General features: G+C 72.6%; 16 protein-coding genes, 1 tRNA gene and 1 pseudogene. 12 read left to right on the forward strand and 6 right to left on the reverse strand.

Annotation, left to right across the window (positions count from 1 at the left end):
• Both D452_RS0120675 and D452_RS28725 read left to right on the forward strand, forming a co-directional pair.
• A partial coding sequence (locus tag D452_RS0120675; RefSeq protein WP_239646428.1) for a hypothetical protein occupies positions 1–832 on the forward strand: 832 nt, incomplete at its 5' end.
• 572 nt (positions 833–1404) lie between these two features.
• Positions 1405–2031 (forward strand): hypothetical protein, encoded by a 627-nt coding sequence (locus D452_RS28725; protein ID WP_017546051.1) that lies wholly within the window; start codon positions 1405–1407, stop codon positions 2029–2031.
• 60 nt (positions 2032–2091) lie between these two features.
• Here the strand turns inward: D452_RS28725 and D452_RS0120685 are convergent, their stop codons facing one another.
• Complete coding sequence (locus tag D452_RS0120685; protein WP_017546052.1) at positions 2092–3732, reverse strand: FAD-binding oxidoreductase; 1641 nt, start codon at positions 3730–3732, stop codon at positions 2092–2094.
• A gap of 17 nt (positions 3733–3749) precedes the next feature.
• On the opposite strand from D452_RS0120685, the gene D452_RS0120690 reads away from it, so the two are divergent.
• The 4 genes and pseudogenes from D452_RS0120690 to D452_RS0120705 all read left to right on the forward strand — a co-directional run bounded on the left by D452_RS0120690 (position 3750) and on the right by D452_RS0120705 (position 7741).
• Positions 3750–4346, forward strand: a complete 597-nt coding sequence (locus tag D452_RS0120690) for a TetR/AcrR family transcriptional regulator (RefSeq protein WP_017546053.1) — start codon at positions 3750–3752, stop codon at positions 4344–4346.
• Between the two features lie 54 nt (positions 4347–4400).
• Positions 4401–5934, forward strand: a pseudogene (locus D452_RS28730) (glycerol-3-phosphate dehydrogenase/oxidase).
• A gap of 182 nt (positions 5935–6116) precedes the next feature.
• Entirely contained in the window at positions 6117–6668 is a 552-nt protein-coding gene (locus tag D452_RS0120700) for an ATP-binding protein (protein WP_017546054.1), read from the forward strand.
• Positions 6669–6847: 179 nt separating this feature from the next.
• Positions 6848–7741, forward strand: coding sequence for a bile acid:sodium symporter family protein (locus D452_RS0120705; protein ID WP_017546055.1), 894 nt, complete (start codon positions 6848–6850; stop codon positions 7739–7741).
• A gap of 80 nt (positions 7742–7821) precedes the next feature.
• On the opposite strand, the gene D452_RS0120710 is transcribed toward D452_RS0120705, so the two are convergent.
• The 4 genes from D452_RS0120710 to D452_RS0120725 all read right to left on the reverse strand — a co-directional run bounded on the left by D452_RS0120710 (position 7822) and on the right by D452_RS0120725 (position 11440).
• Positions 7822–8469 (reverse strand): LuxR C-terminal-related transcriptional regulator, encoded by a 648-nt coding sequence (locus D452_RS0120710; protein ID WP_017546056.1) that lies wholly within the window; start codon positions 8467–8469, stop codon positions 7822–7824.
• On the reverse strand, positions 8457–9674 hold the full coding sequence (locus D452_RS0120715; protein WP_017546057.1) for a sensor histidine kinase: 1218 nt from the start codon (positions 9672–9674) through the stop codon (positions 8457–8459). Before D452_RS0120715 ends, D452_RS0120710 begins: the two co-directional genes overlap by 13 nt.
• A 112-nt stretch (positions 9675–9786) precedes the next feature.
• Complete coding sequence (locus D452_RS0120720; RefSeq protein ID WP_017546058.1) at positions 9787–10293, reverse strand: LURP-one-related/scramblase family protein; 507 nt, start codon at positions 10291–10293, stop codon at positions 9787–9789.
• Positions 10294–10519: 226 nt separating this feature from the next.
• Positions 10520–11440, reverse strand: coding sequence for a DMT family transporter (locus D452_RS0120725; protein WP_017546059.1), 921 nt, complete (start codon positions 11438–11440; stop codon positions 10520–10522).
• 121 nt (positions 11441–11561) lie between these two features.
• Between D452_RS0120725 and D452_RS0120730 the strand changes: the two genes are divergently transcribed.
• Complete coding sequence (locus D452_RS0120730) at positions 11562–12500, forward strand: LysR family transcriptional regulator (RefSeq protein ID WP_017546060.1); 939 nt, start codon at positions 11562–11564, stop codon at positions 12498–12500.
• On the forward strand, positions 12497–13207 hold the full coding sequence (locus D452_RS0120735; RefSeq protein WP_017546061.1) for an exonuclease domain-containing protein: 711 nt from the start codon (positions 12497–12499) through the stop codon (positions 13205–13207). Before D452_RS0120730 ends, D452_RS0120735 begins: the two co-directional genes overlap by 4 nt.
• Positions 13208–13309: 102 nt before the next feature.
• Here the strand turns inward: D452_RS0120735 and D452_RS0120740 are convergent.
• A tRNA-Arg gene (locus tag D452_RS0120740) sits at positions 13310–13381 on the reverse strand.
• A gap of 133 nt (positions 13382–13514) precedes the next feature.
• Between D452_RS0120740 and D452_RS0120745 the strand changes: the two genes are divergently transcribed.
• From D452_RS0120745 to D452_RS0120760, 4 genes are all read left to right on the forward strand, one after another.
• On the forward strand, positions 13515–13913 hold the full coding sequence (locus D452_RS0120745; RefSeq protein ID WP_017546062.1) for a response regulator transcription factor: 399 nt from the start codon (positions 13515–13517) through the stop codon (positions 13911–13913).
• A complete protein-coding gene (locus D452_RS0120750) occupies positions 13910–15058 on the forward strand; it encodes a DALR anticodon-binding domain-containing protein (protein ID WP_017546063.1) in 1149 nt (382 codons plus the stop codon). Before D452_RS0120745 ends, D452_RS0120750 begins: the two co-directional genes overlap by 4 nt.
• A 160-nt stretch (positions 15059–15218) precedes the next feature.
• Positions 15219–16604 (forward strand): diaminopimelate decarboxylase, encoded by a 1386-nt coding sequence (lysA, locus tag D452_RS0120755; protein WP_017546064.1) that lies wholly within the window; start codon positions 15219–15221, stop codon positions 16602–16604.
• Between the two features lie 71 nt (positions 16605–16675).
• On the forward strand, positions 16676–17647 hold a 972-nt coding region (locus tag D452_RS0120760; protein WP_017546065.1), incomplete at its 3' end, for a homoserine dehydrogenase.

The following is a 17647-nucleotide window of genomic DNA, read 5'->3' on the forward strand; positions in this document are numbered from 1 at the left end:
TCCTGGCCAGTTCCCCCCGCAGGGCCCGCCGCCCGGATACGGACAGCAGCCGCCCCAGGGGCCGCCCGCGGGTTTCGGTCAGCAACCTCCGCAGGGTCCTCCCGGCCAGTTCCCCCCGTACGGCGCCTCCGGGCAGTACCCGCCCGGCCACGGCCCGCAGGGTGCTCCCAAGAAGAAGACCGGTCTGATCGTCGGCGCGGCGGTCGGCGCCGTGGTGCTCGTCGCGGCCATCGGTGGGGTCCTGATCGCGGTCAACTCCAGTTCGGTGTACACGTCCATGCCCGACAACTGCGCCGACGCCTTCGACAGCGACGTCCTGAGCCCCGTCTTCGAGGGGTCCGTCCCCTCGCTGTCCGGTGAGTTCGACCCGGAGTCCAACAGCATCGGCGACTCGTACGGCACCCTGTCGTGCTCGGGTGAGGCGAACGGTGTCAGCGTCGAGGTCTACGCGGAGCTTTTCGACCCCGAGGACGGGGTGGCCCTCCAGGAGGTGGAAGAGGTCTTCACCGAGGAGGAGGTGACCGAGGACTTCCTGGACGAGCCCGCCGAACCCGGCGAGATCTCGGACATGGACCCCGGGTACGGCACGACGGGGCAGGTTCTGTGGAACTACACGTCGGTCGGTGACCAGGGTGTCGCGGTGGCCACGACCGCTGAGGGCGGCGGTGACACCTACGGCTTCGCCATGGGCGCGTTCGTCACGGACAACATCGCGGGCGGCATCGTGGTCAGCGACACCGAGAACGCTCGTGAGGTGCAGGACCTGTTCAACTCCGTCGAGTCGGTCAGCGGCGACCTCGCCCGCCAGTTCAAGCGGTCGGCCGAGAAGTAGGCGGTCCGCTCCGACCCCGCACGGGACGGGTGCGGGGGCGGAGCGCGCCGTTCCGGAGTGGCCGGGAGCGGACAGACGGCGCCCGTGACCGGGTGCGCGGGGCCGGTGCCGGGTAGAAGTGAGGGGGTTACGCACCCCTTCCGAAGACACCTGTCTTCCAGTGACACGGATCACGAGGCACTTCCATGGGACAGCCCCCGCCCCCACACGGTCCCTACGGCGTACCGGGCTCCCACGGCTCGCCCGGCCCCTTCCCCGGGACGCCCGGGCAGCCTCCGTTCCCCGGGCAGCCGGGGCAGCCTCCGTTCCCCGGGCAGCCGGGGCAGCCTCCGTTCCCGGGGCAGCCCGGTCAGCAGCCGTTCCCGGGCCACCCGGGGCAGCCGGGGCAGGCGTGGCAGCCTCCGTTTCCGGGCCACCCGGGGCAGCCTCCGTTTCCGGGGCAGCCGGGCCCACCCGGCCAACCGCCGTCGGGGCCCCGGCCCACCGGTCCCGGCCATCCCCGACCGGGCGGGGGACCCCGTCGGAGGTGGGGGCCGATCCTGGGCGGCATCGGGACGGTCGCCCTGCTCCTGGTGTCCACGGGGGTGGTGGTGGCGTCCCTCTCCGGAGGCAGCGGCCCCTACGCCTCCCTGCCGGGGTGCGGGACCGTGCTGCCGCGCGAGATCACCGACGAGATCCCCGGCGTCCGGAGCCCGAGGGCGACCGGGCAGTACCGGGACCTCCAGGGCGGACGCGAAGACGCCGGGGGAGGGGACCCCGAGGTGCTCGGTCTCCTGTCCTGCCAGGTGAGCGACCGCGACGACCGCGAACCGCTGTGGCTCACCGTCTGGTTGTTCGAACCCCACCCGCAGGACGCGCAGGCCGCCCGCGAACTCAACGAGTTCGTCGTCGAACTGGTGCAGGAACGTCGTCTGACCTGGGAGGACGGCGGTGCCTTCGACGAGGAACTGGGCCGGGACGTGCTCGACTGGCGCGAGACCAGGGTTGGGGACGCGGGGACCGTCGCGATCCTGGAGGACTCGGGCAGCGCCGACCGGGCCGCCTTGGCCAACTTCGACTTCGTCACTGCCAACCTTCGCGTCTGGGGCGGCCACAACCTCTACGGCCACTACGACGAGGCGGAGACCCTCGACTACGTGGAGCGGCTCTCCGAGCAGCTGTACCGGCAGGTCTCCCGGGAGGCGGAACCGGCCACCTGACCGCGCGGCCGGGCGCGGACCCTCTCGGAGTCCGTGCCCCCTTCTCCCCCCGCCGTCCGCTCAGGCCTCCGGAATGAGCTTGCCCGGATTGAGCACGCCCTCCGGGTCCAGCGCCGACTTCACCGCGCGCAGCACCTCGCCGCCCAGCGGGCCGAGTTCCGCCTCCATCCACGGACGGTGGTCGGTGCCCACGGCGTGGTGGTGCGTGATGGTGCCGCCGTTGGCCACGATCGCGTCCGAGGCCGCCCGCTTGGCACGGTCCCAGCGCGTGGCGGGGTCCTCGCCCGCCCCCGTGGCCACGGTGAAGTAGAGGGAGGCGCCGGTGGCGTAGGTGTGCGAGACGTGGCACTGCACCACGGCCCCGCTCTCGTCGTCGTCCAGGGCACCGGTCAGGGCGCCCACCACGGCTGTATACAGGGGCAGCAGGTCGCTCCAGGACGCGGCGGTCTCCAGGGTCTCCGCCAGGATCCCCGCCGACAGCAGGGTGTCGCGCAGGTACGGCGCGTGGAAGCGGGTCTCGCGCCAGTGCGCCACCGGGTCCGGGCCGAGCGGGGTGCCGCCCGCGGCCTCCATGACCTCCCGGACCACGGCCGCGCGCGCCTCGACCTCGGGGTCGCCGCCCTCGAAGCCCAGCACGGCCTGGCAGCCGGGGACGGCCTCGCGCCCTCCGAGGGCCGCGTTCACGAAGGTCTCGGTCTCGTCGGACAGCCGCGCCATGGTGGGCCGGGTGTCCGACTGGGCGAGCATGCGCAGCGCGTCCACCCCGGTGGCGTAGTCGGGGAAGGACCAGGCCTCGTCCAGGACCCGCTTCGGCCTCGGACGGACGCGGAGGGCCACCTCGGTGATCACGCCCAGCGTGCCCTCCGAACCCACGAACAGACGGCGCAGGTCGGGGCCGGCGGCGGAGGCCGGGGCGCCGCCGGCGTCCAGGGTGCCGCGCGGGGTGGCGACCCGCAGGCCCACCACCATGTCCTCGAACCGCCCGTACCCGGCGGAGGCCTGCCCGCTGGAGCGCGTGGCGGCGTATCCGCCGATGGTCGCGTACTCGTAGCTCTGCGGCACGTGCCCGAGGGTGAGCCCGTGCTCGGCCAGCATCGCTTCGGCGTGCGGGGTGCGCACCCCCGCGCCGAGGACTGCGGTCAGGGACGCGGCGTCCAGGGAGACCAGCCGGTTCAGGCGGCGCAGGTCGAGGGTGACGACCGCGCGGAAGCCGCCGTCGAGGGGGGAGACCCCGCCCACCACGCTGGTGCCGCCGCCGAAGGGCACCACGGCCACGCGTTCGGCCGAGCAGAGCGCCAGGACCCGCTCCACCTCGTCGTGGTCGGCGGGGTAGAGCACGGCGTCGGGGGCGGGGGCACGCCCGGCTCGGCGGGCGAGCAGGTCCGGGGTGCTCTTGCCGCCCGCGTGGACCAGGCGGGCGGCGTCGTCCACGATGACGTGCTCGGCCCCGAGGACCTCGGTGAACCTCGCGGTCAGCGGGCCGTCCAGGCGGGAGACGGGCAGTTCCACGTCCTCCGCGGCCACCGGGGGCATGTCCCTGGTTTCGGCGCGCAACACCTGGGAGACGAGTTCGCGCAGCCCGGGTTCGAGCTCCTTGGCCTTGGCGGGGTCGCCCCAGGCGTACCAGTTCATGTCCGGAGCGGTGTCGACGGTGTCGGCGAGGCTGACTGGGGCGTGTTCAGTGCGAGCATCGTGGGTCATGCTCTACAGTTTTACACATGGCGTCAAAACGTAACGTAGAGGACGACATCCTCGACGCGGCCCGTGCCTGCGTCGAGGCCTTCGGCGTCCGCCGCACCACCCTGACGGACGTGGCCCGGCGCGCGGGCGTCAGCCGGCCCACCGTCTACCGGCGCTGGCCCGACGTGACCGCCCTGGTCGCGGACCTGCTCACCCGCGAGCTCCGGCGCATCCTCGTCGCCGAGGAGGTGGGTGCCCGCGTGACCGACAGGACGGGCGGCACGGAGAGCATCCGCGCGCAACTGGTCCGGCACGCGGCCAGGGTCGCCCGCGCGATGCTCGCCCACCCGCTGGTCACCCGCATCGTGGACACCGAACCCGAACTCCTGGCCACCTACACCTTCCACCGGCTCGGCAGCAGCCACCTGGCCGCGCTCGAACTCCTCGAACCGGTCGTCGCCGAGGGGCAGTCCGACGGCTCGGTGCGCGGGGGAGACCCCGCCGTCCTCGCCCACCTGTTCATGGTCACCGTGCAGAACACCGTGACCTCCCACCGCCTCCTTGCCGAAGTCCTCGACCACGACGGTCTGGTCGAGGAACTGTCCACGATGCTGGACGGCTACCTGAGGCCCTGACCCACCGTTCACGGCCCCTGCTCCCCGGCCCACCTCATCGGAAAGGACGCCCCGATGCGTCAGCAGCAGCACACCCGGTCCGCATCCCTGAACGCCGCCCGGCGCGCCGCCGACCTCGCCGAGCTGGAGGCGCGTCCCGAGGTGGACGTCCTGGTGGTCGGCGGGGGAGTCACCGGCGCGGGAGTGGCCCTGGACGCCGCCTCGCGCGGCCTGTCCACAGTGCTCGTCGAACGCGAGGACCTGGCGTTCGGCACCAGCCGCTGGAGCTCCAAACTGGTCCACGGAGGGCTGCGCTACCTCGCCAAGGGGCAGGTCGGCATCGCCTACGAGAGCGCCCGCGAACGCGACGTCCTCATGCGCGTCACCGCGCCCCACCTGGTCCGACCCATGCCCATGGTGGTGCCCGTCTTCCGGGGGTCCGGCCTGGCCCGCCCCCTGTTCGTCCGCGCGGGGATGGGCCTGGGCGACCTCCTGCGCGTACTCTCGGGGACCCCGTCCTCGGTGCTGCGCGCCCCCCGCCTCCTGAACGCCCGCCAGACCACCCGCCTCCTGCCCGGAGTGCGGACGGAGGGGCTGCTCGGCGGCATCCTGTCCTTCGACGGCCAGCTGGTCGACGACGCACGCCTGGTCGTGGGCATCGCCCGCACCGCCGCCCGTGAGGGCGCCCGGATCATCACCCGTTGCTCCGCCGAGAGCGTCAGCGCGGACGGGGTGGTCCTGCGTGACGAGCTCACCGACCGGATCATCCCGGTCCGGGCGCGCGGGGTGGTGAACGCGACCGGTGTGCACGCCGACGCCCTCGACCCCGGCATCCGGCTCAGCCCCAGCAGGGGAACCCACCTGGTCCTGGACGGGGCGAGCCTCGGCCACCCGACGGCCGCGCTCACCGTCCCGCTTGAGGGGAGCGTGAGCCGGTTCGTGTTCGCGCTGCCCCAGCCCGACGGCCGGGTCTTCGCCGGGCTCACCGACGAACCCGTGGACGGCCCCGCCGCCCGGGTCCCCGAGGTCCCCGAGGAGGACGTGGACTTCCTGCTCGCCCAGTTCAACCGGGCCCTGAGGACCAAGCTGACCAGGTCGGACGTCATCGGTTCCTTCGCGGGGCTGCGGCCGCTGCTCCAGGGTGACGACACCAGCGCCAACCTCTCCCGCGAGCACTCCGTCTCGGTCGCGCCCAACGGGACGGTGACGGTGGTCGGCGGCAAGCTCACCACCTACCGCGCGATGGCGGAGGAGACCGTCGACGCGCTCGTGGCGGGGCACCCCCCCCCCCCGAGTGCCNACCCGCGCGGTCCCGCTCGTGGGCGCCGCGTCCCACGAGGAGCTCGACGCGTTGGACGCTCCGCGCCACCTGGTGGCCCGGTACGGAACCGAGGCACTCGACGTGATCGCCGAGGCCGGAGGGGATCCGGCGGCGCTGACACCCGTCGCCCGTGGCATCACCCCCGCCGAGCTGCGCTTCGGCGTGCGACACGAGGGAGCTCTGAACGTCGGGGACCTGCTGGAACGCCGCAGCAGGCTGGCCCTTGTCGACAGCGACCGGGAGCGCGCGGAGGGCTCGGCCAAGGCGGCGCTGGCCCGGGCGGAGTGAGAAAAAGGGAACGGATGCGGCGAATTCGGGAACTCACCACACCCGGCTCCCCTGTTCCGCGACGATGTGATCGCGTAAGGTCATACCGGTTCGAGCCCTCCCCCTCCCCCCTCGGACACTCCCGCAGCCGCCCCCGTTCCGGCGCGCCCGTCCACTGAGCCGCCCCGCCGAAGGAGTCAGTCATGCCCACGCTCGTTGCCGTGCCCACCCTCATCAGGAACGAGGACGGTGTTCTCGCGAGGGTCCCGGACGAGTACCGGCACTACTTCAACGGGCGTGTCCCGGTCCCGTTCACCAAACGGCGCTGGGAGTTCGCGGGTGAGCCCGTCAGCGTGCCCATGGTCCGCGCCTTTCTGGACACCTGCGCCGCCGGTCGGGACTCGGACTACCAGTACGTCCTCACCCTGCTCGGCGCCGAGCTCGCCACCAACGCGATCCGGCACAGCAGGTCGGGGGAGCCGGGCCAGAGCTTCGTGATCCGGGTGGACCGGGGGCCGAACGGGCTGACGGTCACGTGCAGGGACAACGGGACCCCCGTCAACGTGCTGAGAGACGAGGGGGGTCAGCTGTTCGCGTCGCCCCCCGAGGAACGCCTCACCGCCGAGGACGGTCGGGGGCTGGCGCTGATCGACAGCTTCGCCACCACGTGGGGGGACAACGGGCACCCCAGTATCCGCAAGGTCTGGTTCCACCTGGCCTACGACATGACCGGGAGCTCCTGGCCCGCCGCCTGACCTGGCGCGGAGGGGGAGCTGGTCTTGTCAGTCGGGGCGACGCGTGCCACTATTTCCTACTTGTAGGTAGCTTGTGGCGCAGGTCACTGATTCGTGCCGTTCCGGTGCGCCCCGGTCACGCGACCACCCCGACCGTCCCCCGCCGCCCCCGGCGGCCCTCCCCCCAAGGTGCCCCCCCCATGGACTCCGCGCTCACGACGATCGGCCTGCCGGTCGCCCTCTGCATCATCATGCTCGGCCTGGGACTCTCCCTGACCGTCCGGGACTTCACCCGACTTCTCTCCATGCCCTGGACCATCGTCCTGGTCCTGGGCTGCCAGATCCTCCTGCTGCCGCTCTTCTGCTTCGGTCTGGTCCTGGTGTTCGTCACCCGCTTCGACCTCTCGCCCCTGCTGGCGGTGGGCATGATGATGATGGCCGCGTCCCCGGGCGGCACCACGGCGAGCCTGTACAGCTACCTGTTCAAGGGCAACGTCGCGCTCAACATCTCGCTGACCGCGATCAACTCGCTCACCGCGCTGGTGACGCTGCCGCTGATCACCGGGTTCTCGCTCGGCTACTTCACCGAGGGCGGGTCCATCGGTCTCCAGACCGACAAGATGGTCCAGGTCTTCGCGGTCATCCTCGTCCCGGTCGCCGTCGGCATGCTCATCCGCGCGAAGCTGACCACCTTCGCGGAGCGCATGGAGAAGCCGGTCAAGCTCGGTTCCATCCTCGTGCTGGTCGCGGTCATCGTCGGGGCCATCGCCGCCGAGTGGGCCAACCTGCCGGAGTACATCCTCTCGGTCGGCCTGATGGTCCTGGTCTTCAACGTGGTCAGCCTCGCGACCGGCTACTGGGCGCCCCGCCTGGTGGGCACCGAGCGCCCCGAGGCCGTCGCCTCCTGCATGGAGATCGGCCTGCACAACACCACGCTGTCGCTCACCATCGCCGTGACCGTCCTGAACAGCACCGAGATCGCCATCCCCTCGGCGGTGTACGGCGTGCTGATGTTCTTCACCGCGGCGGTCGCCGGAGCCCTGCTCAACCGTCGCGGCGCGCGCGAGGACCGGGCCGGGGCCCGGGTCTCCTGACCCCGCAAGCCCACCGCGACGTTCGCCCCGACCCGCCCGCGGGCCCCCGGCGACCCAGGCGGCGGCTCAGGCGCGGCAACTCAGGCGCGGCGGCTCAGGTAGGCCAGGACCGCCCGCACCCTGCGGTGGCCGCTGTCCGTGGGCGCCAGGTCGAGCTTGTGGAAGATGTTGCCGATGTGCTTGTGGACCGCGTTCGTGGTGACCACCAGCCGCGCCGCGATCTCGCCGTTGTCGTGCCCCTCCGCCATGAGGGCCAGGACCTCGCGCTCCCGGGCGGTCAGGGTCTCCAGCGGGTCCCGCCTGCGCGAGGTGAGCAGCTGCCGCACGACGGTCGGGTCCATCACGGTGCCGCCCCCGGCGACCCGGTCCAGGGCCTCCACGAACTCGCTCACCCGGCCCACCCGGTCCTTGAGCAGGTAGCCCACCCCGCCCTGGCCGTCGGAGAGCAGCTCGCCCGCGTAGTCGCGCTCGACGTACTGGGACAGCACCAGGACGGGCAGCCCCGGGTGGGCGGCGCGAGCCGCGATGGCGGCGTGGATGCCCTCGTCGCGGAAGCTCGGTGGCAGGCGCACGTCCACCAGAGCGAGGTCGGGGCGGTGCCGGTCCACGGCCGCCGCGAAGGCGGGCACGTCCTCGGCCACCGCGGCCACCTCGTGACCCCGGGTGGACAACAGCAGCTTGAGGCCCTCGGACAACAGCACGTTGTCCTCGGCGATCACGATCCGCACGGCAGTTCCACCCTGAGCGTCGTCGGTCCCCCGGCGGGGCTGTGCACGGTCACGTTCCCGTCCAGGGCGGCCGCTCTGCGGCGCAGCCCACGGACTCCGCTCCCCGCCGACTCGTCCACGCCGCCGTGCCCGTCGTCGGACACCTCGACCCTCAACAGGTCGTCCTCCCGGGCCAGGCGCACGGAGATCGTCTCCGCGCCGCTGTGCCGGACCGCGTTGGTGACCGACTCGGTGACCGCGTAGTAGGCGGCGGTCTCCACCGCCACAGGCAGGGTGCCCGGGTCGGTCACATCCAGCCGCACCGGCAGGGTGGTCCGCCCGGCCAGCGCGGTGAGGGCGCCCGGCAGGCCCCGGTCGGCGAGGATGGGCGGGTAGATGCCCCGGATGACGTCGCGGAGCTCGGTCATGGCCTCCTCGGTTCCCGTGTGCGCCTGTTCGAGCAGTGCGGCGACCGCGGGGTCCGAGGCGGCCTCCTTCGCCACGCCCAGCTGCATGGCGATCGCCACCAGCCGGGCCTGGGTACCGTCGTGCAGGTCGCGTTCGATCCGTCGCAGTTCCGCGCCGTGCGCGTCCACCACCCCGGCGCGCGTCCGCTGGAGCTCGTCCACGCGGTGGGCGAGCACCTCCTGCTCGGAGGGAGCCAGGGAGCGGACGCACATCCGGGCGTGCGCGTCGCACATCGGCACCGTCGCCCATCGCAGGATCGCCAGGCCGACCGCGAACTGGAGGGCGGCGGTGGGCAGGGCGACCCCCCAGCCGTCCACCGGATACCCGAGCTGCTCGGGCTGGAACCCGGCCGGGTACGCCCACCACAGGAGTGAGTCGACGGTGTTGACCAGCATGCCGGGGCCGATCAGGGCCAGACATCCGAGCAGGATGCTCACCACCGAGAACAGCGGCATCCACAGGAGCACCCGGTGGGTGGCGGGCGCGCCCACCAGCGCGCGGAAGCCGTGGTCGGGCGGTCGCGGCAGGTCGGGGACGTCGACCCCCAGCCACCGTGCGGCACGCAGCCGGTTCCAGTCGGCCCAACGCGTCACCAGCCGCACCCACCGGGACGCCAGGAACGTCCCCACCCCGCTGAACGGGAGCGCCAGAGCCACCACCAGGGTCAGGGGCGCCATCACGAGGGTCAGCATCCCGAAGACCAGCGCCGCCAGCAGGCGGCCGCACGCCCGCAACGGCCGATCCCACACCTTCCGCATTCCGTGCTCCTCAGCCAGGTTCCGTGTCGGCGTCGATCCGCCGACTCGCACCAGTCTGGGGTATCTGCGGGGGTCGGGCACTACAGCTGGCTACCGGAACCGGGGGCGGGGGTCAGTCGTGGTCACCGTCGTCGTTGGTGAGGGCGTCCACCGCGACGGCGACCGCGATCACCAGGGCGGGGTCCCCGGCGAGGTCGCGCCGGTGGGTGTTGACGTCCACGGCGTAGGTGTCGCGCATCCGGAACCACTTGCGCGACACGACCGCGACGGTGCCCTCCTTGTCACTGATCGAGTACTCCTTGTCGAAGAAGCTCCCGATCACCTCCCAGTCCTCGCCGCCCTTGATCTCGACGTTGAGCTTGTCCCGGACCGGGTTGAAGAGCCGCTTGCGGACGGTGGCGACGGTCGAGCCGTCGTGCTCCACGCTCATCTGGTCGCGGACCTTGAAGAGCTTCTTGCGGATCACCATGAGGACCTCGCCCTTGGGATCCTTGAGCTCGAAGGTGGTGCGCAACCTCAGGGCCTTGCCGTCCACCCAGAACACCTTGGTGCCCTGTTCGTCCGTCACCCAGAAGTCGTCGCCGATGTCGAACACGCGTTCACGTACCAGAAACTTCATGCCCCGACGCTAATGGACGCGTTCGCCGCCCACCAGGGCGGGGAGCCGTGACACGGCGTCCCGGTCAGTCGACGGGGGAGAGCCGGATTCCGGTGCGAGTCCGCGCAGGGCCCCGCGAGCGGGGCGGGCCCGGTGGTGCGGGCGGCTTCGCTCGGGGTGTCCCGGGCCGTCTCGACCCGGGGACGGGTCGATACTCGGCAGCCGGTCGAACGACCCTGGCCCGCGCTCAGCGCCGCTGGCGCTGGGACAGCCAGATCGCCAGCACCACCAGCACGCAGCCGCCCAACTGGACGGGCGTGACCCGCTCACCCAGGAAGACCGCGCCCATGGCCACCGCGAGCACCGGCGGCAGCACCAGGATCGCCGCGCCGGTGCTCGCGGCCAACCTGGGCAGGGCCGACCCCACCAGCAGCCAGGTCAGCACCTGCCCGGTCAGCGCCAGCAGCGCCAGCCACACCCACGCCATGGTGTCCAGTGAAGCCAGGTCGATCCCGCTCCACAGTGCGCCCAGCACACCGGCGGCCAGCGCGGCCGCGGTGGTGGAGACGCACACCGGGGTCACGGTGTGCCCCTGGCCGCCGCCGAGCCGGGACAGGAAGAGGTAGCCCGCGTAGGTCACCCCGGCCGCGCAGCCGTAGGCCAGACCGAGCCACGGATCACCCTCGGCGACGGCGCCCGCTCCCGGACCGACCACCCCGGCGGTGAGGGCCACCCCGACCAGCATCAGCGGCACCGCCAGCAGGAACCGCAGAGGCGCGCGGTCGCCCAGGAACACCCACGCCAGCAGCGGGAAGACCACCACCTGGACGTTGAGCAGGACGGTCGCCATCCCCGCGCCGACGTGCCGGATGCTCGCCACCCAGAGCACGTAGTCCACACCCAGCAGCAGCCCCGCCGCCAGGTCCAGCCCCACCAGGCGCAGCGCCCGCGGTCCCACCCGGCGGAGCTCCACCAGCGCCATCGGGACCAGAACGAACAGCGCCAGCGCGCACCGCAGGAAGGCCGCCGTCCCGGTGTTGGCGCCGGACAGCTTCACGAACACACCCGTGGCCGAGGTGGTGGCCGATCCCGCGATCGCCAGGACCACGGGGTTGGCCCGGTCCAGGACCGACCCCCGCTCTGTCCGTCTCGTGTCCGTTCCCGACACCGGTTCCGCGCCCCCTCCGTCGCCGCCCGGCCCGCCACGTGCGAGCCCAGGACCAGGTTGCCGCCTCCGACCCTGAAACAAAAGCGATGATTTGTCGCTGGTAATCGGTAGTGTTGCTTAGGTGTTCAGCTTGGAACGACTCACGGCACTGGCCGCCGTACGCACCCACGGCTCGATCGCGCGTGCGGCCAGGGTCCTGCACGTCACCCCCTCGGGCATGTCCCAGCAGCTCGCCAAACTGGAGCGGGAGGCCGGGCAGCGTCTGCTCGAACCCGACGGCCGCACCGTGCGGCTCACCCACGCCGGCCGGGTCCTGGCCGCACACGCGGACCGGGTGCTGGCCCAGGTCAGCGAGGCACAGACCGACCTCGCCGCCCTCGACCGACAGATCCTCGGCCCCCTGCGCCTGGGCGGTGTGGGAAGCGCCGTGCGCAACCTGCTTCCCGGCGCCCTGTCCGACCTGCTCGCAGAACACCCCCGCCTGGTCCCCACGGTCCGCGACGGCGAGGTGGTCTCCCTGGTCCCCCCGCTCCTGCGCGGGGAACTCGACCTGGTCCTGGCCGAGAGCTGGTCCAGCCGCCCGGTCGCGCTGCCCGCCGGAGTGCGCACGGTGGAGCTCCTGGACGAACGGGTGTGCCTCGCGCTCCCGACGGGCCACCCCCGAGCCGAACCGGAGCCGGTCTACCTCGCCGCGCTGGCGGAACCCGGCGGCCTGCCCTGGGCCAGCTGTCCGGCGGGCACCGAGCCCTACGAGGCGATCCTCCAGGCCTTGCGGTCCCGGGGCGTCGAACCCGACATCAGGTACACGCTCGCCGAGATCCCCTCCCAGCTGGAACTGGTGGCCGCCGGGCTGGCCATGGCGCTCGTCCCCGACCTCGGCCGCCGCACCGCACCGGAGGGGGTCCTGTTCCTGCCCACCGACCCGCCCCTGCGAAGGACGATCAAGGCGGTGTGGCGGGCCGACGCCGAGACCCCGGCGATCCGCGCCTGCGTCACCGCGCTCACCGAACACACCAACCCGCCCCACGGCACCGAACCGAGCACACGAGGAGACACGTGAACACCCCCTGGCACACCCGGCCCATGGCCGCCTTCGACGTCGAGACCACCGGCCTGGACGTGGAGGGCGACCGGATCGTCACCGCGGCACTGTGGCGTATCGACCCCACCCGCAGGACCAAGGACGTCACCACCTGGCTGGCCGACCCCGGTATCGAGATCCCGCAGGAGGCCACCGAGATCCACGGCGTCACCACCGAACACGCGCGTGCCCAGGGGCGCCCGGCCGCCGAGGTGGTCAACGAGATCGCCGCCGCCCTGGAGGAGGTCGTCTCCGACGGGGTACCCGTGGTGGTCTACAACGCCCCCTACGACCTCACCCTCCTGGACCGCGAACTCGCGCTCCACCGCCCCGACCGGCCCCTGACCGCCCAGCCGCTGGTGGTGGACCCGTTGGTCCTCGACAAACAGGTGGACACCTTCCGGCGCGGCTCCCGCAAGCTGGTCGACGTCTGCGCGCACTACGAGGTCCCCCTCGCCCAGGAGGAGGCGCACGGGGCGGCCGCCGACGCCCTGGCCGCCGCACGCCTGGCCTGGCGGATCGCGGCCACCCACCCGGAGATCGCCGCGTACTCAGCGGAGGAGCTGCACGCCGCGCAGGTCAAGTGGAAGGGGGAGCAGTCCGCCAGCTTCCAGGAGTACCTGCGCCGCCGGAACCCCGAAGCGGTGGTCGACGGTTCCTGGCCGCTGATCGCCGCCCGGGTGTGAGCGTCCGGCGTGAGGGCCGGTGCGATGGCCCCGAGGGGCCGTCGCGGCCCGGGAAACGCGAAAGACCGGCGGGACGTGGTCTCCGCCGGTCTTCCTTAGCTGTGCCCCCTGGAGGATTCGAACCTCCGCACCCGGCTCCGGAGGCCGGTGCTCTATCCCCTGAGCTAAGGGGGCGCGCTGCTGCGAGAACAACTGTAGCAGGGGTTCCGGGATGGTTGGCCACCCGAGCGCCGGGCCCGCCGCCGACCCCTCGCGGATACTGGATTCCAGTGGTGCGGCCACGCTCGGCGGCGGTAGTGTCACGGGCGTGAACGCCCTTCCCGCACGGGTTCTCGTCGTCGAGGACGACGAGGTCATCCGCGAACTCATCCGCCTCAACCTCGAACTGGAGGGGTTCGAGGTGTTCACCGCCATGGACGGTCAGGACTGCCTGGACCGGGTCGGCCACGTCGAGCCGGACGTCATCACCATGGACGTGATGATGCCCCGCCTCGACGGCTGGTCCACGGTCGAGCGGCTGCGGTCGGACGGCTTCACGCGCCGCATCGTCATGGTGACCGCCCGCGCGCAGACGGACGACCGCAGACGCGGGGAGCGGATCGGTGTCGACGAATACCTGACCAAGCCCTTCGACCCCGACGAGCTGGTCGACCTGATCCGGGCGCTCCTCGGGGAGGGCGACGGCGGGATCGGGGGAGCGGCGTGACCCCGCTCCAACTGGAGACGCTCGTCCGGAGGGCCGCCGTGGGTGCCTTCGGACTCGGCGACGCCGACGTCCCCTTCGTGTGGCCGCGCGCCGACCACGCGGACGAGGGCGCCGACGCCGCGATCGCCCTGGCGCCCCGCCTGGTCGGTCGCCTCCGCGACGGGCTCCCCCGGGGCCGTGAGGACTCCCACCGGCTCACGGTGTCCGGACGCATCGTCGCCCGGATCGCGGCCATGGCCGAGGAGGGCGAACCCGACGCGGGGTTCGCGCACGTCCACACGGACCAGCGCGGCTTCGCCAACTTCACCTTCACCTGCGAACAGCGCCAGAGCCTGCTCCAGGCCGCGGCGGACGGCCCCCGCTACCTCACCGGCCGGGCCTGGACCGGGGCGGGGGAGTGGCCCCACTCGGATCTGCACGAGGCCGGACCCCTCGCCCAGGCCCGCCGTTACGCCCGCGCCGACGCCCGGGCCCGCATCGCCATGGCCGTGGGCGAGAGCCCGCCTCCGCCCGGCCCCGGGGGCGAGGTCTCCTGGCGCGACCGCTACCTGGACACCGACCAGTCCGCCCTGTTCACCCCCTCGGGCCGCGCGCTCGGCCGGATCGGAGAGGCCAGCGCCCGGGTCGCGTTCTGCCGCTCGGTCCCCGAACGCCCCCGGGAGAACGAGACCACCGGCCGCGACCTGCCGGTGCTGCCCTCCGCGGACAACCCCGGATCCTGGGCCCGGCTCACCGACGCCAACCCCGCCTTCCGGCTCCGCTACGCCCACGCGCACGCGCTGAGCAGCACGCGTTGGGCGGCGGACCAGCGAGCGGCGGAGCAGCCGGCCGCCACGGGGCGGACGACCACGCGGGCGCGCTGCCACCACGAGAACGACGCGAAGGTGCGCGGACTCCTCTTCGACGGCCCCAGCGTCCTGGACACGGCGGCGCGTCGAGAGGAACCCCATATCCTGGTGAGATACCTGGAGGCGCTGACCAGTGCCTACGATGAATGGCGGACCGGTTCCACCGCCGGAGCCGAACCGGCCACGAAACCGGAACCGACCCGGGCCGCGCTCGACCCCGCGCTGCCCGCCGCCGTCGCCGGTGTGGTCGGCACCGGCCTCTTCCTGCTCGGGGTGTCAGCGCCCACAAGGCTGTAGACACCCGCGGCCGCGAACCCGGTGGGGCCAGCCCAACCCCTGTGTTCCGATCGGCTTGGTGGACAATGGGGCGGAGCGACCGCCCCGGCCCGCCCGGAACCTCCCCCGCGCCGAACACAGCACCGCCCAGACGTACCGCAGTCCCAGCCGAAAGACCGCCATGAGCCGCTACGCCCACCCCGCCGGATCCCGCCACGCGGAGGTCCTGCCGGAGGAGAACCCGCCGCTGCCGCCGGAGGACCTCAACGCCCTGAACCCGCGGATCTGGCCCGCCACGGCGCGACGCTCCGGTGGCGAGCTCACCGTCGGCGGCGTCGGTGTGCGCGCACTCGCCGCCGAGTACGGCACCCCGCTCTTCGTCATGGACGAGGAGGACTTCCGCGCCCGCGCCCGCGCCTACTCCACCGCCTTCGCCGACGCCGACGTCTACTACGCGGGCAAGGCCCTGCTCACCAGGGCCGTCGCCCGCTGGGTGGTCGAGGAGGGGCTCAAGCTCGACGTCTGCTCCGGTGGCGAGCTGGCCGTGGCCCTGGCCGCCGGGGTCCCCACCGACCGCGTCGCCATGCACGGCAACAACAAGTCGGTGTCCGAGCTGCGCCGCGCCGTGGAGGCCGGTGTCGGCCGGATCATCCTGGACTCCTTCGACGAGATCGACCGCCTGGAGGCGGTGGCCGCCGAGTCCGGCGCCCGCCCCCGGGTACTCATCCGGGTCACCACCGGCGTGGAGGCGCACACCCACGAGTTCGTCGCCACCGCGCACGACGACCAGAAGTTCGGCTTCGCGCTGAGCACCGGCGCCGCGGGCGAGGCGGTCCGCCGCGTCCTGGCCGCCGACCACCTGGAGCTGGTGGGGCTGCACTCGCACATCGGCTCGCAGATTTTCGACACGTCGGGCTTCGAGGTCGCCGCGCGCCGCGTCACCCGGTTCCTCACCCGGATCCACGAGGAGCTGGGTATCACCCTCGCCGAACTCGACCTCGGCGGCGGACTCGGCATCGCCTACACCTCCGGGGACGACCCGCTCGACCCCGGCACCATCGCGGCCAGCCTCACCGAGATCGTCCGCCGTGAGTGCGAGGACGCGGGCCTGCCCATGCCGCGCATCGCCGTGGAGCCCGGGCGCGCCGTGGCCGGTCCGGCCGGGATCACCGTGTACGAGGTCGGCACCGTCAAGGACGTCGAGGGCATCCGCACCTACGTGAGCGTGGACGGCGGGATGAGCGACAACATCCGCACCGCCCTCTACGGCTCCGAGTACACGAGCCAGCTGGTGTCCCGGGAGAGCGACGCCGAGCCGATGCTCTCCCGCCTGGTCGGCAAGCACTGCGAGAGCGGTGACATCATCGTTCACGACCTCCACCTGCCCGCCGACCTGAGGCCGGGCGACCTGGTGGCGGTCGCCGCCACGGGCGCCTACTGCTACTCCATGGCGAGCAACTACAACCACCTGCCCCGCCCCGCCATGGTGGCGGTCCGGGACGAGAACGCACGGGTGATCGTGCGCAGGGAGAACGAGGAGGACCTCCTCCGTCTCGACGTAGGCTGAACAGTCCGCCCCGCGGGCACCGCACCGGTGCCCGGCAGTTCGGACACGAGAGAAGTGGGAGTCACGCCCAAATGGCGATGAAGGTGGCGCTGCTCGGATGCGGCGTTGTGGGTTCGGAAGTCGTCCGCCTGGTCAACGAGCAGTCCGAGGAACTGGCCGCGCGGATCGGCACGCCGATCGAGATCGGCGGCATCGCGGTTCGTCGGCTGGACCGCGACCGCGGCGTCGACCCGGCGCTGCTGACCACCGACGCCACGGCGCTGGTCACCCGCCCGGACATCGACGTCGTGGTGGAGGTCATCGGCGGGATCGAACCGGCCCGTTCGCTGATGCTCGCCGCGATCAAGTCGGGCAAGTCCGTGGTGACGGCCAACAAGGCGCTGCTCGCCGAGGACGGCCAGACGCTGCACGCGGCGGCGCGTGCGGCCGGGGTCGACCTCTACTACGAGGCGTCCGTGGCCGGGGCCATCCCGCTGCTGCGCCCGCTGCGCGACTCCCTGGCCGGTGACAGGGTCAACCGGGTCCTGGGCATCGTCAACGGGACCACGAACTACGTGCTGGACCGCATGGACTCCCTGGGCTCGGGGTTCACCGAGTCCCTGGAGGAGGCGCAGACCCTCGGGTACGCGGAGGCCGACCCCACGGCCGACGTGGAGGGCTTCGACGCCGCCGCCAAGGCCGCGATCCTGGCCCGGCTGGCCTTCCACACCCAGCGGGTCACCGCCGCCGACGTCCACCGGGAGGGCATCACCGCGGTGTCGGCCGCCGACATCGCCAGCGCCCGAGCCATGGGTTGCGTCGTCAAACTCCTGGCGATCTGCCAGCGCTCGGAGGACGGGGAGTCCGTGGGCGTGCGCGTCCACCCGGTGATGCTGCCGGTCGGACACCCCCTGGCCAGCGTCAAGGAGGCCTACAACGCGGTGTTCGTCGAGGCCGAGTCCGCCGGTCGCCTCATGTTCTACGGTGCCGGGGCCGGGGGCACGCCCACGGCCAGCGCCGTCCTGGGCGACCTGGTGGCGGGGGTCCGCAACCGCCTGACCCAC

This window comes from Nocardiopsis prasina DSM 43845, assembly GCF_000341265.1.
Classification (GTDB): domain Bacteria; phylum Actinomycetota; class Actinomycetes; order Streptosporangiales; family Streptosporangiaceae; genus Nocardiopsis; species Nocardiopsis prasina.

Bases quoted from the DNA above. Each gene is read 5' to 3' on its own strand.
- D452_RS0120700 (WP_017546054.1), top strand. From the start codon at position 6,117: ATGCCCACGCTCGTTGCCGTGCCCACCCTCATCAGGAACGAGGACGGT.
- D452_RS0120685 (WP_017546052.1), bottom strand. From the start codon at position 3,732: ATGACCCACGATGCTCGCACTGAACACGCCCCAGTCAGCCTCGCCGAC.
- D452_RS0120690 (WP_017546053.1), top strand. From the start codon at position 3,750: ATGGCGTCAAAACGTAACGTAGAGGACGACATCCTCGACGCGGCCCGT.
- D452_RS0120705 (WP_017546055.1), top strand. From the start codon at position 6,848: ATGGACTCCGCGCTCACGACGATCGGCCTGCCGGTCGCCCTCTGCATC.
- lysA (WP_017546064.1), top strand. From the start codon at position 15,219: ATGAGCCGCTACGCCCACCCCGCCGGATCCCGCCACGCGGAGGTCCTG.
- D452_RS0120715 (WP_017546057.1), bottom strand. From the start codon at position 9,674: ATGCGGAAGGTGTGGGATCGGCCGTTGCGGGCGTGCGGCCGCCTGCTG.
- D452_RS0120720 (WP_017546058.1), bottom strand. From the start codon at position 10,293: ATGAAGTTTCTGGTACGTGAACGCGTGTTCGACATCGGCGACGACTTC.